Source organism: Nocardioides sp. S-1144 (genome assembly GCF_005954645.2).
In the GTDB taxonomy this organism is placed as follows: Bacteria; Actinomycetota; Actinomycetes; order Propionibacteriales; family Nocardioidaceae; genus Nocardioides; species Nocardioides dongxiaopingii.
The window spans coordinates 3,000,215-3,023,199 of the sequence record NZ_CP040695.2; the positions used below are offsets into that span (position 1 = coordinate 3,000,215).

Annotated in this window: 20 protein-coding genes; 7 read left to right on the plus strand and 13 right to left on the minus strand. The window is 72.1% G+C overall.

Annotated features, from left to right (window positions below; all coding sequences use genetic code 11):
- Positions 1-12: 12 nt before the first annotated feature.
- From FE634_RS14000 to FE634_RS14010, 3 genes are read right to left on the minus strand one after another with little or no spacing between them, the layout of a single operon-like run.
- On the minus strand, positions 13-1,257 hold the full coding sequence (locus FE634_RS14000; protein ID WP_262347429.1) for a saccharopine dehydrogenase family protein: 1,245 nt from the start codon (positions 1,255-1,257) through the stop codon (positions 13-15).
- Positions 1,250-2,683, minus strand: coding sequence for a gamma-aminobutyraldehyde dehydrogenase (locus FE634_RS14005; RefSeq protein ID WP_138876225.1), 1,434 nt, complete (start codon positions 2,681-2,683; stop codon positions 1,250-1,252). Before FE634_RS14005 ends, FE634_RS14000 begins: the two co-directional genes overlap by 8 nt.
- Positions 2,684-2,737: 54 nt before the next feature.
- Entirely contained in the window at positions 2,738-4,429 is a 1,692-nt protein-coding gene (locus tag FE634_RS14010; RefSeq protein ID WP_148240700.1) for an amidohydrolase, read from the minus strand.
- Between the two features lie 94 nt (positions 4,430-4,523).
- Between FE634_RS14010 and FE634_RS14015 the strand changes: the two genes are divergently transcribed.
- Positions 4,524-5,897, plus strand: coding sequence for an aspartate aminotransferase family protein (locus FE634_RS14015; RefSeq protein ID WP_138876226.1), 1,374 nt, complete (start codon positions 4,524-4,526; stop codon positions 5,895-5,897).
- A 115-nt stretch (positions 5,898-6,012) separates the two neighbouring features.
- Here the strand turns inward: FE634_RS14015 and FE634_RS14020 are convergent, their stop codons facing one another.
- Genes FE634_RS14020 through FE634_RS14040 form a run of 5 tightly spaced genes read right to left on the minus strand, consistent with a single transcriptional unit; the run spans position 6,013 to position 11,548 of the window.
- Positions 6,013-7,407, minus strand: a complete 1,395-nt coding sequence (locus tag FE634_RS14020; RefSeq protein ID WP_138876227.1) for an NAD(P)/FAD-dependent oxidoreductase — start codon at positions 7,405-7,407, stop codon at positions 6,013-6,015.
- Positions 7,408-7,413: 6 nt separating this feature from the next.
- Positions 7,414-8,328, minus strand: a complete 915-nt coding sequence (locus tag FE634_RS14025; protein ID WP_246060876.1) for an ABC transporter permease — start codon at positions 8,326-8,328, stop codon at positions 7,414-7,416.
- Positions 8,325-9,185: an ABC transporter permease gene (locus FE634_RS14030; RefSeq protein WP_138876228.1), complete on the minus strand. Its 861-nt coding sequence runs from the start codon at positions 9,183-9,185 to the stop codon at positions 8,325-8,327. The genes FE634_RS14025 and FE634_RS14030 overlap by 4 nt, the downstream gene beginning before the upstream one ends.
- Positions 9,178-10,377: an ABC transporter ATP-binding protein gene (locus tag FE634_RS14035; protein WP_262347430.1), complete on the minus strand. Its 1,200-nt coding sequence runs from the start codon at positions 10,375-10,377 to the stop codon at positions 9,178-9,180. The genes FE634_RS14030 and FE634_RS14035 overlap by 8 nt, the downstream gene beginning before the upstream one ends.
- Complete coding sequence (locus tag FE634_RS14040) at positions 10,361-11,548, minus strand: polyamine ABC transporter substrate-binding protein (RefSeq protein WP_246060878.1); 1,188 nt, start codon at positions 11,546-11,548, stop codon at positions 10,361-10,363. Before FE634_RS14040 ends, FE634_RS14035 begins: the two co-directional genes overlap by 17 nt.
- A gap of 184 nt (positions 11,549-11,732) precedes the next feature.
- Here FE634_RS14040 and FE634_RS14045 point away from each other — a divergent pair, with 184 nt between their 5' ends.
- From FE634_RS14045 to FE634_RS14070, 6 genes are all read left to right on the plus strand, one after another.
- Positions 11,733-12,200, plus strand: a complete 468-nt coding sequence (locus tag FE634_RS14045; RefSeq protein ID WP_137294857.1) for an Lrp/AsnC family transcriptional regulator — start codon at positions 11,733-11,735, stop codon at positions 12,198-12,200.
- 66 nt (positions 12,201-12,266) lie between these two features.
- The gene (locus FE634_RS14050; RefSeq protein WP_138876229.1) at positions 12,267-12,926 is read left to right on the plus strand and encodes a rhodanese-like domain-containing protein; all 660 of its coding nucleotides are present in this window, start codon (positions 12,267-12,269) and stop codon (positions 12,924-12,926) included.
- 297 nt (positions 12,927-13,223) lie between these two features.
- The gene (locus tag FE634_RS14055; protein ID WP_138876230.1) at positions 13,224-14,081 is read left to right on the plus strand and encodes a serine protein kinase RIO; all 858 of its coding nucleotides are present in this window, start codon (positions 13,224-13,226) and stop codon (positions 14,079-14,081) included.
- 94 nt (positions 14,082-14,175) lie between these two features.
- On the plus strand, positions 14,176-14,784 hold the full coding sequence (locus FE634_RS14060) for a DUF2975 domain-containing protein (RefSeq protein WP_148240701.1): 609 nt from the start codon (positions 14,176-14,178) through the stop codon (positions 14,782-14,784).
- Positions 14,784-15,023 carry a helix-turn-helix domain-containing protein gene (locus FE634_RS14065; RefSeq protein WP_137294861.1) on the plus strand — a complete coding sequence of 80 codons (240 nt, stop codon included), beginning with the start codon at positions 14,784-14,786 and terminating at the stop codon, positions 15,021-15,023. The genes FE634_RS14060 and FE634_RS14065 overlap by 1 nt, the downstream gene beginning before the upstream one ends.
- A gap of 9 nt (positions 15,024-15,032) precedes the next feature.
- The gene (locus FE634_RS14070; protein ID WP_137294862.1) at positions 15,033-16,145 is read left to right on the plus strand and encodes an LOG family protein; all 1,113 of its coding nucleotides are present in this window, start codon (positions 15,033-15,035) and stop codon (positions 16,143-16,145) included.
- Here the strand turns inward: FE634_RS14070 and FE634_RS14075 are convergent.
- The 5 genes from FE634_RS14075 to glpK form a co-directional block, all read right to left on the minus strand.
- Complete coding sequence (locus tag FE634_RS14075) at positions 16,142-17,278, minus strand: glycosyltransferase family 4 protein (protein ID WP_137294863.1); 1,137 nt, start codon at positions 17,276-17,278, stop codon at positions 16,142-16,144. The two genes, FE634_RS14070 and FE634_RS14075, sit on opposite strands and share 4 nt — an antisense overlap.
- A 66-nt stretch (positions 17,279-17,344) precedes the next feature.
- Positions 17,345-18,154, minus strand: a complete 810-nt coding sequence (locus FE634_RS14080) for a GNAT family N-acetyltransferase (RefSeq protein ID WP_138876232.1) — start codon at positions 18,152-18,154, stop codon at positions 17,345-17,347.
- Complete coding sequence (rlmN, locus tag FE634_RS14085; RefSeq protein WP_137294865.1) at positions 18,151-19,314, minus strand: 23S rRNA (adenine(2503)-C(2))-methyltransferase RlmN; 1,164 nt, start codon at positions 19,312-19,314, stop codon at positions 18,151-18,153. The genes FE634_RS14080 and rlmN overlap by 4 nt, the downstream gene beginning before the upstream one ends.
- 323 nt (positions 19,315-19,637) lie before the next feature.
- Entirely contained in the window at positions 19,638-21,359 is a 1,722-nt protein-coding gene (locus FE634_RS14090; RefSeq protein WP_137294866.1) for a glycerol-3-phosphate dehydrogenase/oxidase, read from the minus strand.
- Between the two features lie 96 nt (positions 21,360-21,455).
- Positions 21,456-22,973, minus strand: a complete 1,518-nt coding sequence (glpK, locus tag FE634_RS14095) for a glycerol kinase GlpK (protein WP_148240702.1) — start codon at positions 22,971-22,973, stop codon at positions 21,456-21,458.
- Positions 22,974-22,985 lie beyond the last annotated feature (12 nt).

Sequence of the window (22,985 nt, forward strand, 5' to 3'; positions counted from 1 at the left end):
GTAGACCGTCGCTCAGCCGAGCGTCGACGAAGCCATCTCACGCTGGCCCCACGGGGCGCCGTGCTCGGCGAGCAGGTCGAGGAACGGCACGGCGTCGAAGGCCTCCGGCCCGAGCACGCCGACGCCGGTCCACACGCCCGTGGCGAGCAGCTCGAGCGCGACGACCGGGTTGACCGCGGTCTGCCAGACCACGCACTGGTGGCCGTACTCCGCCATCGTCCACTCGTTGTCGACGACGTGGTAGAGGTAGGTCGACCGCGCCTGGCCGTCCTTGCCCGTGCCCGTCACCCACAGCCCGGCGCAGGTCTTGCCGCGCATCCGCGGGCCGACCGTGGCGGGGTCGGGCAGCACGGCCGCGACGACGTCGCGCGGGCTGACCTCGACACCCTTGACCCGCACCTTCTCGGTGCGGTCGAGGCCGAGGGTGTGCAGCACCTTGAGGATGGTGATGAACTCCTCGCCCAGCCCGTACTTGAACGTCGCCCGCCGGCAGTCGATCCAGCGCGGCATGAGGAGCACCTCCTCGTGCTCGACGTTGACGCACTCGACCGGGCCGATGCCCTCGGGGAAGTCGAAGACCTCCGGCTCGCTGAACGGCGCGGTGGTGTGCCAGGCGCCGTCCTGCCAGACCACGGGCGGGTTCAGGCACTCCTCGATCGTGGTCCACATGGAGAACGACGGCGCGAAGACCTCGTTGCCGTCGTTGTCGGTGACCACCAGGTTGGCGCCGTCGCGGGTGCCGAGCTCGTCGATCTCGGAGAAGAGGTGGTCGGCGGCGTAGCGGGCGAAGACGTCGGACAGGCCCGGCTCCACCCCGATGCCGACCAGGGCGAGGCGGCCGGCCGCGGCCCAGTCGTCGGCGACGGCGAACTGCTCGTCGCCGAGCTTGACGCCGGTCCTCTCGTACGGCGCCTCGGGGTGCGGCCGCGACAGCGACATCGCCATGTCGAGGTAGTCGGCGCCGGCGGCCAGGGCGCCGTCGAAGATCGACATGTTGAAGACCGGGTCGACGGCGTTCATCACGTGGGTGATGCGGTGCTCGGCGCACAGGGCCGCGACGGAGCCGGCGTCCGAGGCGTCGACCTGGACGGCGCTGAACCGGGCGTCGACGGCGGCGGCCCGCTCGGCCTTGGCGACGTCGTGGTCGCCGACCACGATCGCCTCGAAGAAGTCGCGGCGGGCCGCGATCGCGGCGAAGGCACCGCCGACGCCGCCGGCGCCGACCAGGAGGATGCGCATCGGGTCGCGGTCACTCACCGAAGTAGCTCATCACGTGCTTGACGCGGGTGTAGTCCTCGAGGCCGTACATCGAGAGGTCCTTGCCGTACCCGGAGTGCTTGAAGCCGCCGTGGGGCATCTCGGAGACGAACGGGATGTGGGTGTTGATCCACACCACGCCGAAGTCGAGCTTGCGGCTCATCCGCAGGGCGCGGCCGTGGTTCTCGGTCCACACGCTCGAGGCCAGGCCGTACTGGACGCCGTTGGCCCAGCGCAGCGCCTCGGCCTCGTCGGTGAACTTCTGCACCGTCATCACCGGGCCGAAGATCTCGTCCTGGACCTGCTCGTCGTCCTGGCGCAGCCCGGAGAGGACGGTCGGCTCGTAGAAGTAGCCGCGCTCGCCCTGGCGCGTGCCGCCGGTCGCGACCGAGGCGTGGTCGGGCAGCCGGTCGACCATCCCCGCGACGCGCTCGAGCTGGTGGGCGTTGTTGAGCGGGCCGTAGTAGGTGCCCTCGTCGTCGGGCGCGCCGGTGGGCATCCCCCGCGCAGCCTCGGCGAGGGCCGCCACGAACTCGTCGTGGATCCCCTCCTGGACCAGCACCCGGGTCGCGGCGGTGCAGTCCTGGCCGGCGTTGAACAGCCCGGCCCCGGCGATGCCCTCGGCCGTCCTGGCGATGTCGGCGTCGTCGAAGACCACGACGGGCGCCTTCCCGCCCAGCTCGAGGTGGACACGCTTGAGGTCGCTCGCGGCCGAGGCCGCCACCTCCATGCCGGCGCGCACCGAGCCGGTGATCGCCACCATCTGCGGCGTCTTGTGCGCCACCAGCGCGCGGCCGGTGTCGCGGTCGCCGCACACGACGTTGAGGACGCCGGGCGGCAGGAACTCCTGGCAGATCTCGGCCAGCAGCGACGAGCTCGCCGGGGTCGTGTCGCTCGGCTTGAGGACGATGGTGTTGCCGCCGGCCAGCGCCGGGGCGATCTTCCAGATCATCATCATCAACGGGTAGTTCCACGGCGTCACCTGGCCCACGACACCGATCGGCTCGCGGCGGACCCAGGAGGTGTGGTCGGCCATGTACTCCCCCGCCGAGCGGCCCTCGAGGATGCGGGCGGCGCCACCGAAGAACTTGAAGTGGTCGGAGGCGTAGGGCATCTCCTCGGCCATGGTCAGCCCGAGCGGCTTGCCGGTGTCCCTGCACTCGACGGCGTTGATCTCCTCGACGCGCTCCTCGATCGCGGCGGCGATCTTGAGCAGCGCGTTCGAGCGGTCCTGCGGCGTCGTGTCGCCCCAGGCCTCGAAGGCGGCGCCGGCGGCGGCGTAGGCGCGGTCGACGTCCTCCTGGCCCGAGAGGGGCGCGCGGGCGTAGACCTCTCCGGTGGTGGGGTCGATGACGTCGTAGGTCTCGCCCGACACCGAGTCGACGGGCTCACCGTTGACGACGTTCTTGAAGGTCTGGTCGGCCATGGCGGGGAGCCTAGTGAGGTGACAACGGAATCTGTAGCCCCTGGGGCGCTTTGATCACCGATTCCGTTGCTGGTGGACCACCTCGCCATCGATCCAGGTGCTCACGACGCGCGCCGCGCCGATCTCGGCCGCCGGCGCCGCGAACGGGTCGCGGTCGAGGACCACGAGGTCGGCGGCCGCGCCGGGGGCGACAACGCCGGCCCCGTCGCGGCGGTCGCGGTGGTTGATCCACGCGCTGCCCGAGGTGTAGGCCGCGAACGCCGCCTCGAGGGTGAGGGCCTGCTCGGGGAGGAACGCCACGGGCTCGCCCCCGGGACCGGCCGGCCCGTCCTGGCCGTCCTGGCCGTGCGCCCAGCGGTTGACCGCCACGTGGATCGCCTGCAGCGGGTCGGGGGTGCTGACCGGCCAGTCGGAGCCGGCGACCAGCCGGGCGCCCGCCCGGTGCAGGTCGCCGAAGGGGTACTGCCAGCGTGCGCGCTCCTCCCCCAGGAACGGCAGCGTCAGGTCGACCATCTGCTCGTCGAGGCAGGCCCACAGCGCCTGCGCGTTGGCCGCGACGTCGAGCGCGGCGAAGCGGCGGACGTCGTCGGGGTGCACGACCTGGAGGTGGGCGAGGTGGTGGCGGCGCTCGGCGCGGGTGGCGGGGTCGGTGCCCTCGAAGGCGTCGAGGGCCTCGCGGACGCCGCGGTCGCCGATCGCGTGCACGTGCACCTGGAACCCGGCCGTGTCGAGGGCGGTGACGGCCGCGCGGAGCTCGGCCGCGCTGAGGAAGGAGTGGCCGGTGTTGTCGGTGGCGTGGCCGCACCGGTCGAGGTACGGGGCGTCCAGGGCCGCCGTCCCGTTCTCGGCGACGCCGTCCTGCATGATCTTGACGCTGGTGGCGTGGAACCGGCCGCCCGACATCGCCTCGCGGCGCGCGACCAGCTCGGCGACCTGCTCCACGCCACGCTCCCGGTCCCACCACAGCGCCCCGACGACGTCGGAGCGGAGGTCGCCGCTGGCCGCCGCGGCCGTGTAGGTCGCCGAGGTGTCGTCCATGCCGGAGTAGGCGCCGACGATGGCGTCCTGCCAGCCGGTGACGCCGAGGGAGTGCAGGTGGGCCTGGCCCGTCAGCAGGGCGGCCAGCTGGTCGGCGTCCGTGGTGGGCGGCAGGTGCCGCGAGACCAGCGACGTGGCGCCCTCGTGCAGGGTGCCGGTCGGACGGCCGCCGGCGTCGCGCTCGATGCGCCCGTCGGCGGGGTCGGGCGTGTGCCGGTCGATCCCCGCGACCTCGAGCGCGCGCGAGTTGACCCAGGCGCCGTGGTGGTCGCGGTTGGGCAGGAAGACGGGGCGGTCGGGCACGACGGCGTCGAGGTCGGCGGCGGTCGGCGTGCCGCCCGGGAACGCCGGCATCGCCCAGCCGCCGCCGAGGATCCAGGGCGCGTCGGGGTTCGCGGCGGCGTGGGCGGCCACCGCGGCGACGTACTCCTCGCGGGTGTCGAGCTCCGAGAGGTCGCAGCGCATCCGCTCGAGCCCGCCCTGGACGGGGTGGACGTGCGCGTCGACGAAGCCCGGCGCGAGCAGGGCCCCGCCGACGTCCACGACGTCGTCGACCCCGGCGCGCGCCCGCGAGCCGAGACCTGCGGCGCCCGAGGCGCCGGCGGCGCCGACGGCGACGACCCGGCCGGCGTCGAGGAGCACCTCGTGACCGGGGCCGCGGTAGCGGCGGCCGTCGAACAGGGCGGCGTTGCGCAGGAGCGTCGTCACGGCGACGAGTCTGGCACGACTGGATCCGCAGCCTGAGGCGCCGACGACCACTGATTCACTTGCAGAAGCGGTCGACGACCCTCAGGATGGTTACATGGACGCCGCCGAACTGCAGCACGCCGCGAAGAACAACCTCTGGATGCACTTCACCCGCCACGGCTCGTACGGCGGTCCCCACGGGGCCGACGTGCCGGTGATCGTGCGGGGCGAGGGCGCCTACATCTTCGACGACAAGGGCAAGCGCTACCTCGACGCGCTCGCCGGCCTGTTCGTCTCCCAGCTCGGCCACGGCCGCACCGAGCTCGCCGAGGCCGGCGCCGCGCAGGCCCGCGAGCTGGCCTTCATGCCGCTGTGGTCCTACGCGCACCCCTCGGCGATCGAGCTGGCCCACAAGGTCGCGCAGGCCGCGCCCGGCGACCTCAACCGGGTCTTCTTCACCAGCGGCGGCGGCGAGGCCGTCGAGACCGCGTGGAAGCTGGCCAAGAACTACTTCAAGCTCACCGGCAAGCCGATGAAGCACAAGGTCATCAGCCGCGCCATCGCCTACCACGGCACCACCCAGGGAGCGCTCTCGATCACCGGCCTCCCGCTGCTCAAGCAGCAGTTCGAGCCGCTGGTGCCCTCGACGTTCCGGGTGCCCAACACCAACATCTACCGCGCCCCGATCCACGGCGACGACCCGGAGGCCTTCGGCCGCTGGGCCGCCGACCAGATCGCCGTCGCCATCGAGAACGAGGGCCCCGACACCGTCGCGGCGGTCTTCCTCGAGCCGGTCCAGAACGCCGGCGGCTGCTTCCCGCCGCCCCCCGGCTACTTCCAGCGGGTGCGCGAGATCTGCGACGAGTACGACGTCCTGCTCGTCTCCGACGAGGTCATCTGCGCCTTCGGGCGTCTCGGGTACCTCTTCGGCGCCGAGCGCTACGGCTACCAGCCCGACATGATCACCTGCGCCAAGGGCATCACCTCCGGCTACGCCCCGCTCGGCGCGATGATCGCCAGCGACCGGCTGATGGAGCCGTTCCTCCAGGGCGGTGAGATGTTCGCCCACGGCTACACCTTCGGCGGGCATCCGGTCTCGACCGCGGTCGCGCTGCGCAACCTCCAGCTGTTCGAGGAGGAGAAGGTGCTCGAGAACGTCCGCGACAACGAGGGCGCCTTCCGCGCCACCCTCGAGCGGCTCAAGGACCTCCCGATCGTCGGCGACGTCCGCGGCGACGGCTACTTCTACGGCATCGAGCTCGTCAAGGACAAGCACACCAAGGAGACCTTCACCGACGAGGAGTGCGAGCGCCTGCTGTTCGGCTTCGTCTCCAAGCAGCTCTTCGCCGAGGGTCTCTACTGCCGCGCCGACGACCGCGGCGACCCCGTCGTCCAGCTCGCTCCCCCGCTCATCTGCGACCAGACGCACTTCGACGAGATCGAGCAGATCATGCGCAACGTCCTGGAGAAGGCCGGCCAGATGCTCTGAGGCCACCGCCTCTCCCCGACCGGGGGGCTGAAACCTGAACTTGAGGGCCGGGATCCCGGCCCCCAAGTTCAGATTTCCCCGGTCGACCGGGGAAATACCGCCCCCGGGCCCCCGATCAGCTGTCGAAGCCCAACCCAGCCCGGTCGAGGGTCCGCAGCCACAGGTTGCGGCGGCCGCCGTCGCGGTCGGCGCGGTCCAGCGACCAGCGGGTCAGGTTGATGCCGAGGGCGCGGGCCGGCTCGGGCGGGAAGGGCAGCGGCTTGCGCCGCACCATCTCCAGCTCGGTGCGCTCGGTGGGCTCGCCCGCGAGCAGGTCGAGGACGACGTCCGCGCCGAAGCGGGTCGCGGCCACGCCGAGGCCGGTGTAGCCGAGGGCGTAGGCGGCCCGGCCGCCGAACGCCGTCCCGTAGAACGCCGTGAACCGGGTGCAGGTGTCGATCACCCCGCCCCAGCGGTGGCTGAACCGCAGCCCCTCGAGCTGCGGGAAGGTCTCGAAGAAGTGCTCGGCCAGGACGCCGTGGGTGCGGTCGGACTGCTCGAGCGAGCGGTCGATGCGCGAGCCGTAGTGGTAGACCGCGTCGTAGCCGCCCCACAGGATCCGGTGGTCGCGGGTCTGGCGGTAGTAGTGGAACTGGTTGGCGCTGTCGCCGACGCCCTCGCGCCCGCCCCAGCCGATGGCCGCGCGCTGCTCCGCCGACAGCGGCTCGGTCATCAGCACGTGGTCGTAGACGGGCACGCTCATCAGGCGCAGCCGGCGCAGCAGCGGCCGGAACGCGTTCGTGGCCAGCGCCACCTGGCGCGCGCGCACCGAGCCCCCGGCGGTCCGCGCGACGACGCCGCCGTCCTCGCGGTCGAGCGAGCGCACCACGCTGCCCTCGTGGATCGTCGCGCCCAGGTCGAGGCAGGCCTGCCGCAGCCCCCAGGCGAGCCGCGCCGGCTCGACGAGCGCGCACCCGGTGCGGTCGAGCAGCCCGCCGAGGTAGGTCGGGGAGTTCACGTGCGCCCGGACGCCGGCGGCGTCGAGCAGCTCGACGTCGTGCCCGGCGGCGAGCATCGCCCGCGCGGCCGCGGCGAGCTCCTCGACCTGGTGCGGCCGGGCGGCCACCGCCAGCTCGCCGGTCTCCTCCCACCCGCAGTCGATGCCGTGCCGGGCGATCGTCTCGCCGATCCCCCGCAGGTTCTCGGCGCCCAGCCGGTCCAGCTGGGCGAGCTCGTCGGGCCAGCGCTCCAGCCCGTTGCCGAAGCCGTGGGTCAGCGAGGACGCCGCGAACCCGCCGTTGCGCCCGCTCGCCTCGTGGCCGCACCGGCCGGCCTCGAGCACCACGACCGAGCGGCCCGGCTCGCGCTCGAGCGCCCGCAGCGCGGTCCAGAGGCCGCCGTACCCGCCGCCGACCACGAGCAGGTCGGCCCCGACGTCGCCCGCGAGCGCCGGGAGCGGCTCGGGTCGGTCGGGGTCGTCGAGCCAGAAGACCGACCGCTCGGCGGCGGCCAGCGCCCGGGCTGCACCCACGGCGGCCTACCCGGCCTGGCGCCGGGCGCGGGACTGGCCGATCAGCACGATCGCCAGCGAGACCACGATCATCACGGTGCCGACGACGTTGATCTGCATCGGGACCGAGCGGCGGCTGACGCCCCACACGTACATGGGGAACGTCGTGGTGTTGCCGGAGTTGAGGTTGGTGACGATGAAGTCGTCGAACGACAGCGAGAACGACAGCATCGCCGCGCCGAGGATGCCGGGGAAGACCAGCGGGAAGGTGATCTTCCAGAAGGTCTGCGCCGGGGTGGCGTAGAGGTCCATCGCCGCCTGCTCGAGGGCGTCGTCCATGCCGGCGAGGCGGGCGCGCACCGTGACGACGACGAACGACAGGCAGAACATCACGTGGGCGATGAAGATCGTCCAGAAGCCGAGCTGGCCGGCCAGGCCGGCCGCGACGAACATGGCCAGCAGCGAGGAGCCGAGCACGATCTCGGGGGCCGCCATCGGCATGAAGATCAGCAGGTTGCTCGTCGAGCGGCCCCGGAACTGGTGGCGCACCAGGGCGAAGGCCGCCAGCGTGCCGAGCAGCGTCGCCAGCAGGGTCGCGAGCAGCCCGATCTCGATGCTGCGCCCGAGCGCGCTGCACATGCTCGGGTCCGCGCAGGGGTTCAGCCAGTTGTCGAGGGTGAAGCCGTTGAACTCGTAGATCTTCGACTGCTCGCTGATCGGCTTGTTGAAGCTCATCAGCACCACGACGGCGATCGGCACGAACGTGTAGGCGAGTACGAGGATGCCGAGGATCAGCACGACGTGCTCGCGCAGCCACGCGAACGGACTCCGGCGCGGCGGCGCAGCGGCGCGTCCCCGCCGACCCGAGCCGCCCGAACCGCCCGAGCCGCCCGAACCGTCCGACTGGGTCGAGGTCGGGGTCGGGGCCTGGAGGGCGCTCACAGCAGCTCCTCGGTCCCGGCGCGACGGACGTAGACCAGCACCATCGCCAGGATCATCGTCATCAGGATCACCGACAGCGCACCGGCCGCCGGGTAGTCGTTGGCGTCGGTGAACAGGCTCTGGATGACGTTGCCGATCATCCGGGTGTTGGTGTTGCCGAGCAGCTCGGCGTTGATGAAGTCACCCACGGCCGGGATGAAGGTCAGCAGCGTCCCGGACACCACGCCCGGCAGCGACAGCGGCCAGGTGACCTTGAAGAACGACACGACCGGGTTGCCGTAGAGGTCGCGGGAGGCCTCGATGAGCCGGTAGTCCATCTTGTCGAGGCTGGCGAACAGCGGGAGCACCATGAACGGCAGGAAGTTGTAGGTCAGCCCCGCGACCACCGCGAACGGCGTCGCCAGCAGCCGGCCGTCGTCGCCGAGGACCTGGAGGAGTTGCAGGGTGTTGACGATGAAGCCGTCGTCGGCCAGCAGCAGCTTCCACGACAGGGTGCGGACCAGGAAGCTGGTGAGGAACGGCGCGATCACCAGCACGAGCATCAGCGTCTTCCACCGCCCGGACTTGAACGCGATCGCGTAGGCGAGCACGTAGCCGAGCACGAGGCAGAAGAAGGTGGCGATGGCGCCGTACAGCAGGGAGCGGAGCAGCGGCTGCCAGTAGGCCTCGACGACGTCGACGTAGTTCCCGAACGCGTAGGTCATCTGGTAGCCGCGGAAGTCGGAGCCGGCCGGGTCGTAGAGGCTGGTGGCGATCAGGGAGTAGAACGGGAAGGCGAAGAAGACCAGCAGCCACAGCCCGCCGGGGATGATGAGCAGGTAGCCGGAGCGCCCCCGCCGGCGCACCATCTCAGCCATCGGCGCCGACCTTGTCGGCACCCGCCGAGGCGTCCTGCGCGTGGTCGAGCAGGAACGCGTACTCCGGGCGCCACGACAGCTCGACGCGGTCGCCGGTGCGGAAGATCGTCACCCGCCCGGTGTTCTGCTGGAAGACCTGCAGCTCCTGGCCCCAGGGCATCCTGACGAGGTACTGGGTGCTGACGCCGAAGAAGCTGACGTCGGTGACGACGCCGCCCGGGATCGTGTTGCCGGGGGCGTCGAGCGCCTCGCCCGGCGCCCCGATGAGCACCTTCTCGGGCCGGATGCCGATCCACCCGCGCTCGCTCGTGGTGTGCGAGCGGCCGGCCGGCACCGACACCGCGATGCCGTGCATGTCCATCGTGACGACGTCGCCGGAGCGGCCGACGACGGCGCCCTCGACCAGGTTGGACTGACCGAGGAAGTTGGCCACGAACGTGCTCCGGGGGTTCTCGTACAGGTCGGCCGGGGCGCCCATCTGCTCGATGACGCCCTTGTTCATCACCGCGACGGTGTCGGCCATCGTCATGGCCTCCTCCTGGTCGTGGGTGACGTGGATGAAGGTCAGCCCGACCTCGGTCTGGATCCGCTTGAGCTCGATCTGCATGCTGCGGCGCAGCTTGAGGTCGAGCGCGCCGAGCGGCTCGTCGAGCAGCAACACCTCGGGCTTGTTGATCAGGGCCCGGGCCAGCGCGACGCGCTGCTGCTGGCCGCCGGAGAGCTGGGCGGGGCGCTTGCGGGCCTGCGGCCCGAGCTCGACGAGGTCGAGCATCTCCTTGACCTCGGACTCGACGTTCTTCTGCTTGCGGCGGCGCAGGCCGAAGGCGACGTTCTCGAAGATGTCGAGGTGCGGGAAGAGCGCGTAGCTCTGGAAGACCGTGTTGACCGGTCGCTGGTAGGGCTTGGTCGCGGTGATGTCGTCGCCGGCCAGCACGATCGAGCCCGACGTCGGGGTCTCGAGGCCGGCGACCATCCGCAGGGTCGTGGTCTTCCCGCACCCGGACGGTCCGAGGAGCGCGAAGAACGAGCCCCGTGGGACGTCGAGGTCGAGGTCGTCGACCGCGGTGAACGTGGCGAACGACTTCGTCAGCGCCCGCAGCCGGAGACCGTCGTAGGACGCCTCGCGGTCCTCGCCGGAGGACGTCGAGCCCCCGGTGCGCTCCACCACCTGCTTGTCAGCCGCCTGTGACACTGGCCCAGTCCCTCTCGTAGTCGATGCTCTGCCGGTCGTCGAGCGGCATGAAGTCGAACGTCGTCGCCAACATCTCCTCGTCGGGGAAGATCAGCGTGTTGTCGACCAGGGAGGGATCGACCTTCTCCATCGCCTCCTGGGCCCCCTGGACCGGGCAGATGTAGTTGACCCAGGCGGCGAGCTTCGCCGCGACCTCGGGCTGGTAGTAGTAGTCGATCCAGGCCTCGGCGTTCTCCTGGTGCACCGCCTGGTTCGGGACCATCATGTTGTCGCTCCACAGCGACAGCCCCTCCTCCGGCACGACGAACCGGATGTCCGGGTTCTCCGCGGCCACCGCGATGACGTCGCCGGACCAGGCCTCGCAGGCCACGATGTTCCCGGCGGCCAGGTCGTTCATGTAGTCGTTGCCGATGAACGAGCGGATCTGCCCGCCGGCCACGACGCCGCGCAGGTTGTCGATCGCGTTCTCCCACTGCTCCTGGGTGAAGTCGTCGGGGTCGGCGCCCTCGACCCGGAGCATGAAGGCCATCGTGTCGCGCATCTCGCTGAGCAGCGTGACCCGGCCCTTGAGGTCGGAGCGGGTCAGCAGGTCGCTGAACGAGCCCACCTCGTCGACCTTGGCCGCGTTGTAGGCGATGCCGGTCAGGCCCGACTGCCAGGGGGCGTGGTAGCTCAGGTCGGCGTCCCACTGGACGCCCTGGAGCGGCTTGATGAGGTTCGCGTGCAGGTTGGGCACCCGGTCCTTCTGGAGCGGCTGGATCCAGCCGAGGGAGATCATCCGGGCCGCCATCCAGTCGGTCAGGATGATCATGTCGCGGTCGATCGGCTCGCAGGACCCGAGCTGGTTGCGGACCTTGGCGTAGAACTCGGCGTTGTCACCGATGTCGTCGGTGTAGCTCACCTCGATGCCGGTCTGCTCCTGGAAGACCGAGATCGTCGAGGTCTTCTTCCGCGGCGGGTCCATGTAGCCCGGCCAGTTCGAGACCACCAGCTCCTTGGCCGACGACGACACGTCGCCGGCCCGGCACTGCATCGGGTCCTGCTGGGCGCCGGAGGCGCCGAAGAACGGCAGCTTGAGCGCGGCGCCCGCGACACCGAGCGCGGCGACACCCCCGCCGGCCTGCAACAGGCGACGTCGGGTGAGCGCACCCCGGCCACTCTGCGGACTCACGGATGGACCTGGCGGCATCCGACCCCCTCATGTCGACTCGCCCGGATCGTGCCACGCCACGGGGGTGACGACAAGGGATTCGGTCGACCGGAAACACGATGGCAACGAAATCCGTTGTTTCGACGCGAACCCGCCGACGGGCCGGGGGGTGCCTCCGGCGGCCCGGCATGGGTACCTTTCGCCCATGACGCGCTCCCCCTCCGCCCCCCTCGACGAGGTCTCGAAGGCGATCATCGAGCAGCTGCAGCAGGACGGACGCCGCTCCTACGCCGCCATCGGCAAGGTGGTGGGGCTGTCCGAGGCGGCCGTGCGCCAGCGCGTCCAGCGCCTGGTCGACGGCGGCACCATGCAGATCGTCGCCGTCACCGACCCGATGCAGCTCGGGTTCGCCCGCCAGGCCATGATCGGCGTCACCGCCACCGGCCCGCTCGACCCGGTGGCCAACGCGCTGGCCGCCCTCGACGAGGTCGACTACGTCGTGGTCACCGCCGGTCGCTACGACCTCCTCGCCGAGATCGTCTGCGAGAGCGACGACCGGCTCCTCGAGCTGATCTCGGAGAAGATCCGCACCATCGCGGGGGTCGCCTCCACCGAGACCTTCATGTACCTGCGCCTGCAGAAGCAGTCCTACTCCTGGGGCGTCGTGCGGTGATTGCCCACACCTCCCTTCCAGTGATATAAGTTGACCAACTTACATTACTTTGAAGGAGGAGGCGCCGTGAGCACTCCCGCCCGTCCCGTCACCGCCGTCCAGGTCACCGACGCCGTCCTCGCCGGGTCCTGGGTGATCGACCTGCGCGCCCGCGGCGCCTTCGCCGCGGCCCACGTGCCCGGCACCGTGAGCATCGAGTACGACGACCGCTTCGCGACGCAGGTCGGCTGGCTCGTGCCGTGGGGCGACGACATCGTCCTGCTGACCGACACCCCCGAGGTCCTCGAGCCGGCCCTGCGCCAGCTCGCCGCGCTCGGCATCGACGACGTCGGCACCCACCTCCTCGGGGCCGACGACGCGACCGCCACGGCGGGGGCCTCCTCGCTGTCCGCGCAGTACCGGCGCGCCGACTGGGCGGCGTTCCGCGACGCGAGCCGGATCGGCGCGGTCACCCGGCGCCGGCCGGTGGTGGTCGACGTCCGCCAGCTCGACGAGTGGCGCGACGGGCACCTGCCCGGCGCGCTGCACCTGCCGCTGCACGAGCTCGAGCTGAGCATCCACCGACTGCCGCCCGGCGAGCTGTGGGTCTACTGCCGCTCGGGCTACCGCGCCGGGATCGCGGCCAGCCTGCTGCACCGGGCCGGGCGCCACGTCGTCCACCTCGACGACCGCTGGGACCGCGTCGGCGAGCTGCACATCGAGGTCGTCCCCGCCGCCGCGGCCTGACCCACCCACCCCGCTGACCCGTCGCTGATCACTGACGGGTCACCGCACCCACCCCGCCGACCCGTCGCTGATCACTGACGGGTCAGCGCACGCACCCCGCTGACCCGTCGCTGATCAGCGACGGGTGGGCGGGAAACGGGTTGCGCGGTCAGGGGAGGTGGCCCCACCATGGCACCGAGCTCGTCGGAGTCGTCCAGGCGGCCGAGAGCGCCATCGAGAAGGAGCGTGACATGTCCATGACTGTCCTCGGTCTGCCCTGCGACCACCTCTCTCCTCTCGAAACGAGCACCGCCACCCATGACCTCCCAGGACTTCACTCCTGACCCACCGCTCCACCCCGACTTCACCCTCGACTGGACGACGTACGACGACGTCGACGACTCGCGGCAACGCTGGTCCACCTGGTTCGACGTCGAGCCGCTCTCCCGCGGACCCGAGCCGCGTCCTGACTGGGTCGTGACCTCGCGCGGCGCGATCGACACCGAGCTCGGCATCCTCAAGACCGGCAAGGAGGGCGACGTCTTCCTCCTCGAGCGGGCCGACCCGCTCGACCCCGACGGCGGCGTCGTGATGGCGGCCAAGCGCTACCGCTCCTCCGAGCATCGCACCTTCCACCGCTCCGCCTCCTACACCGAGGGCCGCTCGATGAAGCGCTCGCGCGACGAGCGCGCGATCAAGCGCAAGTCGACCTTCGGCAAGCAGGTCGCGGCCGGCGAGTGGGCGGCCTCGGAGTGGGAGGCGCTCAAGCGCTGCTGGTCGATCGGCGTGCCGGTCCCCTACCCCGTGCAGATCGACGGCACCGAGATCCTGATGGAGTGGATCACCGTCGACGGGGAGACCGCGCCCCGGCTGGCCCAGACCCGGCCAGACGTCGACCTGCTGGCCTTCTACTACGACCAGCTGCGCGACGCGATGGCCACGATGGTCCAGGCCGGGCTCGTCCACGGGGACCTGTCGGCGTACAACATCCTCGCCGCCGGCGAGCGGCTGGTCGTCATCGACCTGCCGCAGATCGTCGACCTCGTCGGCAACGTCAACGGCATGGACTTCCTGCTGCGCGACTGCACCAACATGTGCGCCTGGTTCCGACAGAAGGGCCTCGAGGACGCCGACGAGCACGAGCTGTTCGGGGAGCTCCTGGCGCACGCGTTCTGACGCGGAGGTCTCCCTCGCCCGTCGACCTTATCGAAGATCGATGTTATCGTTCTTCGACACATTGCTCGGCACACCCACGACGAGGGAGACCCCCGTGAAGCTGCCCGTGTTCGACCGCTGGGACTTCCTGGCCACGCAGGTCGTCGTCCTCGGGGTCGCCGCACTCACCGCGCTGGTGACCGTGGTCCGCCCCCTCGTCGCGTGGATCGGCGGCGGGGCCCTGGAGTGGGACCTCACCACCGACGACGTCGGCCGCGCGCCCGAGGGTCTCCTGGCCCGCGACGGCTCGACGGTCCGCGGCGTGGAGGGCATCCATGTCGAGGTGAGCGACGCGAGCGCCGCCACCTGGGCGGCGAGCCTGCTCCCCGGGGTCGTCGTCTCGGTCGCGGCCCTGGTGGTGGCGCTGCTCGCCGTGCGTGTGCTGCGGGGGATCCAGTCGGGACACCCCTTCACGCAGGCCAACGTGGACGCGCTGCGGGCGATCTCGATGGCGACGGCGCTCGGTGTGGTCCTCCACGTGCTCACCACGAGCCTGGCCGACCACCGGGTCCGGGCCGCGGCGCTGGTCGACCGGGACGAGGTCACGCTGTTCTGGGGGGAGGTCCCCCTGACCCTGCTCGGCGCCCTGCTCGTGGTGGGCGCCCTGGCGCACGCCTTCGACCGCGGGCGGCGGCTCGAGCAGGACGTCGAGGGCCTCGTCTGATGCCGGTCGAGGAACCACACCGCGTCGTGTGCCACCTCGACCGCCTGCTCGCCGAGCGCGGCATGACCGTCACCGCGCTCGCCGAGCAGATCGGCGTCACCAACGTGAACCTGAGCGTGCTGAAGAACCAGCGGGCCAAGGCGATGCGCTTCTCGACGCTGACCGCGATCTGTGACGCGCTCGGCTGCCAGCCCGGCGACCTGTTCTCGGTCGCCGCCGCGGGCTCCACCCCCGGGTAGGTTCGCGGCGTGAAGCAGACCCACGGGCGCGTCGTCCACGTCGAGTCGCTGGCGGAGGTGGACCGTCGCCTCGCCGCGGGCGCGAGCCGGATCGGCTCCTGGCGGGTGCACCACCTCGACCTCACCGAGCACGGCGAACGACTGCTGGCGTGCCGGGTCACCGGGGCAGCGTTCCTGGGCTGCACCTTCGCCCCGGGTGACGACGACGCGCTGGTCGCCGCGGGGGCGCTCGTGCTCCCGACGGTCGGCTCGACCCCGCTCGACGTCTACCGTCCGCGGCTCTACTCCCCCGACGAGCTCTACGACCGGACGCCGTACCTGCGCACGCTCGACGCGCGCGCCTACGCCTGGGCCCAGCGGGTGCCCGGGCGCGACGACACGCTCGCCGCGGCGCTGCACGACCACGCCGTCGGCGAGGCGCTCGGCGCCTGGGTGGCCGGACGCCGGGTGGTCGGCGTCATGGGTGGCCACGCGCTGCAGCGCGGCGACGCCGGGTACGCGGACGCCGTCCGGCTCGGCTGGCTGCTCGGGCGCGACGCCGTGGTCGCGACCGGCGGCGGGCCGGGCGCGATGGAGGCCGCCAACCTCGGCGGCCGGCTCGCGGGGCAGGACGACGCCGCCGTCCGGTCGGCGCTCGACGCGCTGGCCCCGGTGCCGTCGTTCCGGCCCTCGATCGACGACTGGGTGCGCACCGCCCGCGAGGCCGTGGCCGACCTGCCCGCGCGCGACGGCCTCGGCGTCCCGACCTGGCACTACGGCCACGAGCCGCCGAACCTGTTCGCCACCGCCATCGCGAAGTACGTCGCCAACGCGACCCGCGAGGCGGTGCTGCTCGAGGTCTGCACCGCGGGGATCGTCTTCCTCCCCGGTGCGGCCGGCACCGTCCAGGAGGTCTTCCAGGACGCGTGCGAGAACTACTACGCCGACGAGTCGTCGGTCGCGCCGATGGTGCTGGTCGGCCGCGCGCACTGGACCGGGACGCTGCCGGCGTGGCCGCTGCTGCAGGCCCTGGCCCGCGGGCGCGCGATGGAGCAGCACGTGCACCTCGTCGACACCGTCGAGGAGGCGGCCGCCATCATCGCCGGCCCTGACCCGCTGCCGGCAGTCCCAGGGCGGCCCTAGGCGGCCCGTCGCGCGGTGCGGGCCTCGATGACCTCGCGGTAGTGCCCGACCAGGGCGTCGTTGACCGAGGCCCACGAGCGACCCGCGACCGAGCGCCGGGCGGCCAGGGCCATCCGGCGGCGCAGCAACGGGTGCGCGGCCAGGAGGTCGACGTAGGTGGCCAGGTCCCTCGCGTCGCCGGGGCGGTAGAGGAAGCCGGCCTCACCGTCGCTGACCACGTCGATCGGGCCACCGGCACGAGGCGCGACGACGGGCACACCGGAGGCCAGCGCCTCCTGCGCCGACTGGCAGTACGTCTCGTGCCGCCCGGTGTGCACGAAGACGTCGAGCGCGGCGTAGGTGGCGGCGAGCTCGTCGCCGTGCTGGACGCCGAGGAACCGGGCTCCGGGCAGCGCCGACCGGAGCCGCTGCTCCTCGGGACCGCCGCCGACCACCACCAGGGCGAGACGGGGGTCCTCGGCGAGCACGGCCAGGAGCCCGAGCTCCTTCTCGGGGGCGAGCCGCCCGACGTACCCCACCAGGAGCGCGTCGGGCCGGTCGCCGAGCAGCCGGACCCGCAACGCGGGGTCACGACGGCCGGGGTGGAACTGCTCCAGGTCCACCCCGCGCGGCCAGAGCGCGGTGCCGGGGACGCCGAGCGTGGCCAGCTGGGCCAGGCTCGCCGTCGACGGCGCCAGGGTGCGGTCGACGCGGGTGTGGATCCGGCGGGTCAGCCGGGCCGCGGCCCGGGCGCCGCCCGGGACGTCGTAGCGCTCGGCGAACCCGACCAGGTCGGTCTGGTAGATCGCGACCGCGGGGATCCCGAGCTCGCCGGCGGCCCTCACCGCCTGGTGGCCCAGGGTGGCCGGCGAGGCGATGTGGACGACGTCCGGGCGGAAGCGCAGCATCTCCGCGCGCAACCGGGCCGTGGTCTCGAGCCCGATCTTGAAGTCCCGGTAGAACGGGAGGTGGGCGCCGCGCGCGTGCCGCACCGGGAACCCGGCGTAGGTGTCGGGTCCGGTCGGGGCGACCAGCTCGGCGTCGTGCCCGGTGGCGGCGAGGTGCTCGAGCACCCGGCGCACCGAGTTGGTGACCCCGTTGACCTGCGGCAGGAACGACTCGCTGACGATCAGGACGCGGAGCGCATCGGTCATGTGCGTGACGCTAGGGAGCCCCCGGCAACGCACGACGAGGACGGCGTGGCCGGGATGTGAACAGCATCAGGCCGGCAGGACGTGGGAGCGTTCCCGGCCGAAGACCGCGAAGCCGGCGCGGCGCAGGATCGGCCCCGAGGTCTCGACGCGGCCCTTGACCAGCGCCATCGACGCACCGCGGGTCCGCGCCAGGTCGAGCCGCGCCGCGAGCACGGCGCGGTAGACGCCCCGGCCGCGCGCCTCGGGGACGACGCCGCCACCCCAGAGCCGCGCCACGTCGTGGCCGCCGGCCCCGGCGAGGGTCAGGCCGCCCGACCCGACGGGACGCCCGTCGAGGTAGGCCACGGCGGTGCTGGCCCGGCCGGCCTCGTGGTCGGCCGCCGCCTGGACGGCGAGCTCGCCGACCCGCTCGTCGGAGGGGACGGCGCCCTCCTCGAAGGCCTCCGCCGCGACCCGCAGCGCGTCGCGGGTGGTGGCCTCGTCGGCCTGCCACCGCACCTCGACGTCACTCGGCACGTCCAGGCCAGGCCCGCCAGGGACGCCGTCACCGAGGTCGAGCGCGAGCACGTCGAGGGTCTCGTGCACCCTCGCACCCCGGGCGGCGAGCGCGTCCTCCAGCCCGGCGGGGGCGTCGAGCCCGACCCGGACGACGAGCTCGTCGCGGCCCCAGGCCCGCACCTGCGCGAGCGCCTCGTCGAGGACGCCGTCGACCGGCGCCGAGCCCGAGACCCGCAGCAGGTTCGGCGGCGCCCCGAAGTAGTCGGGCCACCGCACCAACACCAGCCGGTCGTTGCGGACGACGTCGGCGTCGTCGGGGTACCAGACCCACGCGGCCGACTCCGCGGCGACGCGCGCCGCGGTGACCGCGGGGCTCACGCCTCGGTGGCGGCCAGCTGTCCGCAGGCCGCGTCGATGTCGCTGCCGCGGGTGTCGCGGATCGTGGTCGAGATGCCCTTGGCCTCGAGCCGGCGCACGAACTCGTCCATGTCGTGGTCGAAGGACCGGGTGAACCTCGACCCGGGAACCTCGTTCAGCGGGATCAGGTTCACGTGCACCCACCCCCAGTCGCCCCGCGCCTGCAGGACGTCACCGAGCAGGTCGGCGCGCCAGGCCTGGTCGTTGATGCCGCGCATCATGGCGTACTCGATCGAGACCCGGCGCTTGGTGACCTGGGCGTAGTGCCAGGCGGCGTCGACGGTCTCGTCGACCGAGTAGCGGGTGTTGATCGGGACCAGGTCGTTGCGCAGCTCGTCGTCGGGCGCGTGCAGGCTCAGCGCGAGGGTCACCGGGATGCCCTCGTCGGCCAGCTGCAGCATCCGCGGCACCAGGCCGACGGTGGAGACGGTGATGTTGCGCGCCGACATGCCGAGGCCGTCGGGCGTGGGGTCGGTCAGGCGCCGGACGGTGCCAATGACGGCCTTGTAGTTGGCCAGCGGCTCGCCCATGCCCATGAAGACGACGTTCGAGACGCGTCCGGGGCCGCCGGGGACCTCGCCGCGGGTCATCGCCCGGGCACCGGCCACGACCTGCTCGACGATCTCGCCGGTCGACATGTTGCGCTGCAGGCCGCCCTGGCCGGTGGCGCAGAACGGGCACGCCATGCCGCAGCCGGCCTGGCTCGACACGCACACCGTGGCGCGGTCGGGGTAGCGCATCAGCACCGACTCGACCAGGGCCCCGTCGAAGAGCCGCCACAGCGTCTTGCGGGTGGTGCCCTTGTCGGCCTCCATGGTGCGCAACGGAGTCATCAGGCTCGGCAGCAGTGTGGCGACGAGCTCGTCGCGCTGGCCGGCCGGCAGGTCGGTCATCTCCGCGGGGTCGTCGACCAGCCGGGAGAAGTAGTGGGTCGAGAGCTGCTTGGCGCGGAACCCGGGCAGGCCGTTCTCCTCGAGCAGCGCCTTGCGCTCGGGTGCGGTGAGGTCGGCGAGGTGCCGCGGCGGCTTCTTCCGCCCGCGCGGCTCGTCGAAGACCAGCTTCAGCGACGTCGCCCCCTCGGGGGCGGTCGGGCTGTCGGTGGGGGTGGGGTTCTCGGCCATGTCCGTACGATTCTCCCACCCCTGCCCACCTCGACCCAAACGTCGAGCCCGGCCCGCCGCCACCCTCCCCGGAGGTTGAGCAAGCGAGCGCCAGCGAGCGCCGACGAAACCGCAGCCCCACGCCGCCACCCCCGCCGGAGGTTGAGCAAGCGAGCGCCAGCGAGCGCCGACGAAACCGCAGGCCCTCCCCCGCCAACCTGCCCTCGGCGGCCCAGCCCGGTGGGCCAGCAGTTTCGACACGCGGGTCGCGACCTCGTTCCTCAGTCGCGCCGCTCGCCCAACCCCGTCGAGCTGCCCCGTCCTCGCAGGCTCGGACAGTCAGCTCAGCTGGTGAGCGGGACGACGTCGGCCGCGCCGAGCCGGGCGGCGTCGGCAGTGGCGTCGTCGGGCATCTGCTGGCTCTCGAGCTCGGCCTCGACCCGCTTGACGTAGTGGTCGATCTCGAGCGCCCGCTGCTCGTCGCTCCAGCCCAGCAGCGGCCCGGCCAGGTCGGCGACCTCCTCGACGGCGCGGACGCCGCGGTCGAAGGTCTCGATCGAGAGCCGGGTGCGCCGGGTGAGGATGTCGTCGAGGTGGCGCGCGCCCTCGTGGGAGACGGCGTAGACGACCTCGACCCGCAGGTAGTCGGGGGCGCCCTCGAGGGGCTCGCCCAGCGACGGGTCGGCCGCGACCAGGTCGAGCAGCTCGTGGATGAGCGAGCCGTAGCGGCCCAGCAGGTGGTCGATCCAGACCTCGTGCAGGCCCGAGGACTCCGCCAGCAGGTGCCGGGCGTTCTTCGCGGCCTGGTACCCCTCGGCGCCGAGCAGCGGGATCTTCGCGGTCACCGAGGGCCCGACCGTGCGGTCGAACATCGCCGACATGCCGTGCACCGCCTCGTCGACGGCGTCCTCGGCCATGATCCGGTAGGTCGTGTACTTGCCGCCCGCCACGACGACCAGCCCGGGCGCCGGGTGGCCCACCGCGTGCTCGCGCGACAGCTTGGACGTCGCCTCGGACTCGCCCTCCAGGAGCGGCCGGAGCCCGGCGTAGACGCCCTCGACGTCGGCGCGGGTCAGCGGCGTCTCGAGGACGGCGTTGACGTGCTCGAGCAGGTAGTCGATGTCGGCCTGGCTCGCCGCGGGGTGCGCGCGGTCGAGGGTCCAGTCGGTGTCGGTGGTGCCGATGATCCAGTGCCGGCCCCACGGGATGACGAAGAGCACCGACTTCTCGGTGCGCAGGATCAGCCCGACCTCCGAGCGGATCCGGTCCTTGGGCACGACCAGGTGGATGCCCTTGCTGGCCCGGACGTGGAACTGGCCGCGCTGGCCGCCGAGGTCCTGGGTCTCGTCGGTCCACACGCCGGTCGCGTTGACGATCTGCTTGGCGCGGATGGTGACGGTGGTGTCGTTCTCGAGGTCGCGGACGACGGCGCCGGTGACCCGCTCGCCCTCGCGGAGCAGCTCGACGACGCGGGCGCGGGAGGCCACCTTGGCGCCGTAGGCCGCCGCGGTGCGCGACAGGAACATCGTGTGCCGGGCGTCGTCGACCTGCGCGTCGTAGTACTTCAGCGCGCCGACGAGCGCGTCCTTGCGCAGCGACGGCGCCAGCTTGCGCGCACCGTTGCGGGTCAGGTGCTGGTGCAGCGGGACGCCCGCGCGGCCCGAGACGCGCGACATCACGTCGTAGAGCGCGACGCCCGAGCCGGCGTAGAAGCGCTCCCACCAGCGGTGCTGGAGCGGGTAGAGGAACGCCACCGGGGTGACCAGGTGCGGGGCCAGCTCCTGCAGGAGCAGGCCGCGCTCCTTGAGCGCCTCGGCCACGAGCCGGAAGTCGAGCATCTCCAGGTAGCGCAGGCCGCCGTGGACCAGCTTGCTGGAGCGGCTCGAGGTCCCCGAGGCGAAGTCGCGCGCCTCGACCAGGCCCACCTTGAGGCCGCGGGTGGCGGCGTCCAGCGCGCTGCCCGCGCCGACCACACCACCGCCGATCACCAGGATGTCGAGCTCCTCGGCCGCCATGGCTCGCAGGGAGTCCTCGCGGTACTCGGGCGACAGTGCGACGGACCTCATGGCAGGTGTTCCTCTCGGGGGTGGTTTCTCTCGACGGTACTGCGCGGTGGTGCGGTGGCCAGGGCCCGACCGGGTGGTCGGGCCCCGGCCGGCGGCTCAGTCGACGTCGACCCAGTCGAGCGTGCGCTCGACGGCCTTCTTCCACTGGGCATAACCCTCGGTGCGCTGCTCGTCATTCCACTGCGGCGACCAGCGCTTCGCCTCGTTCCAGTTCTCGCGCAGCTCGTCGGTGTTGTTCCAGAACCCGACCGCCAGGCCCGCGGCGTAGGCCGCACCGAGCGCCGTGGTCTCGGCCACCACCGGGCGGCTGACCTCGACCCCGAGGACGTCGGCCTGGATCTGCATGCACAGCTCGTTGGCCGTGACGCCGCCGTCGACCTTGAGCACCTCGAGGGTGACGCCGGAGTCCTTCTCCATCGCCTCGGCCACGTCGCGGCTCTGGTAGCAGATCGACTCCAGGGTCGCGCGGGCCAGGTGCGCGTTGGTGTTGTAGCGCGACAGCCCGACGATCGCGCCGCGGGCGTCGGAGCGCCAGTACGGCGCGAAGAGGCCCGAGAACGCCGGGACGAAGTAGACCCCGCCGTTGTCGTCGACCTGGCGGGCCAGCGACTCGCTCTGCGCGGCACCGCTGATGATGCCGAGCTGGTCGCGCAGCCACTGCACGGCCGAGCCGGTCACCGCGATCGAGCCCTCGAGGGCGTAGACGGCGTCGGCGTCACCGAACTTGTAGCAGACGGTCGTCAGCAGGCCGGCCTCCGAGCGGACCAGCTCGGTGCCGGTGTTGAGGAGCATGAAGTTGCCGGTGCCGTAGGTGTTCTTGGCCTCGCCCGGGGCGAAGCAGACCTGGCCGACGGTGGCCGCCTGCTGGTCGCCGAGGATGCCGGTGATCGGGACCTCGCCGCGCAGCGGGCCGTTGGCGCGGGTGGTGCCGTAGGCGTCGGGCTCGCTGGAGGAGCGGATCTCGGGGAGCATCGCCCGCGGGATGTTGAACAGCGCGAGCAGCTCGTCGTCCCACGCGAGGGTCTCGAGGTCCATCAGCATGGTGCGGCTGGCGTTGGTCGGCTCGGTGACGTGGACGCCGCCGTCGGTGCCGCCGGTGAGGTTCCACACCAGCCAGCTGTCGGTGTTGCCGAACAGCGCGTCGCCGCGCTCGGCCGCCTCGCGGACGCCGTCGACGTTCTCGAGGATCCACTGGATCTTGCCGCCCGAGAAGTACGTCGCGGGCGGCAGTCCGGCGCGCTGCCGGATCAGGTCGCCGTGGCCGTCGCGCTCGAGCTTGCTGGCGATCCTGTCGGTGCGGGTGTCCTGCCACACGATCGCGTTGTAGTACGGACGGCCGGTGTTCTTGTCCCACACGACGGTGGTCTCGCGCTGGTTGGTGATCCCGAGGGCGACCAGGTCGCTGGCGTTGAGGTTCGCCTTGCCGAGGCCGGTCTGGAGCACCGAGCTGGTGCGCTCCCAGATCTCCACCGGGTCGTGCTCGACCCAGCCGGCCTGCGGCATGATCTGCTCGTGCTCGAGCTGGTGCCGGGCGACCTCGTTGCCGCTGTGGTCGAAGATCATGAAGCGGGTGCTGGTCGTGCCTTGGTCGACTGCTCCGACGTACTGGGCCATGGGTGTGTCTCC

Excerpts from the sequence above, each read along its gene's own strand:
- FE634_RS14005 (WP_138876225.1), bottom strand. The coding sequence starts at position 2,683 with ATGGCCGACCAGACCTTCAAGAACGTCGTCAACGGTGAGCCCGTCGAC.
- FE634_RS14015 (WP_138876226.1), top strand. The coding sequence starts at position 4,524 with ATGGACGCCGCCGAACTGCAGCACGCCGCGAAGAACAACCTCTGGATG.
- FE634_RS14030 (WP_138876228.1), bottom strand. The coding sequence starts at position 9,185 with ATGGCTGAGATGGTGCGCCGGCGGGGGCGCTCCGGCTACCTGCTCATC.
- FE634_RS14045 (WP_137294857.1), top strand. The coding sequence starts at position 11,733 with ATGACGCGCTCCCCCTCCGCCCCCCTCGACGAGGTCTCGAAGGCGATC.
- FE634_RS14055 (WP_138876230.1), top strand. The coding sequence starts at position 13,224 with ATGACCTCCCAGGACTTCACTCCTGACCCACCGCTCCACCCCGACTTC.
- FE634_RS14065 (WP_137294861.1), top strand. The coding sequence starts at position 14,784 with ATGCCGGTCGAGGAACCACACCGCGTCGTGTGCCACCTCGACCGCCTG.
- FE634_RS14075 (WP_137294863.1), bottom strand. The coding sequence starts at position 17,278 with ATGACCGATGCGCTCCGCGTCCTGATCGTCAGCGAGTCGTTCCTGCCG.
- rlmN (WP_137294865.1), bottom strand. The coding sequence starts at position 19,314 with ATGGCCGAGAACCCCACCCCCACCGACAGCCCGACCGCCCCCGAGGGG.
- FE634_RS14090 (WP_137294866.1), bottom strand. The coding sequence starts at position 21,359 with ATGAGGTCCGTCGCACTGTCGCCCGAGTACCGCGAGGACTCCCTGCGA.
- glpK (WP_148240702.1), bottom strand. The coding sequence starts at position 22,973 with ATGGCCCAGTACGTCGGAGCAGTCGACCAAGGCACGACCAGCACCCGC.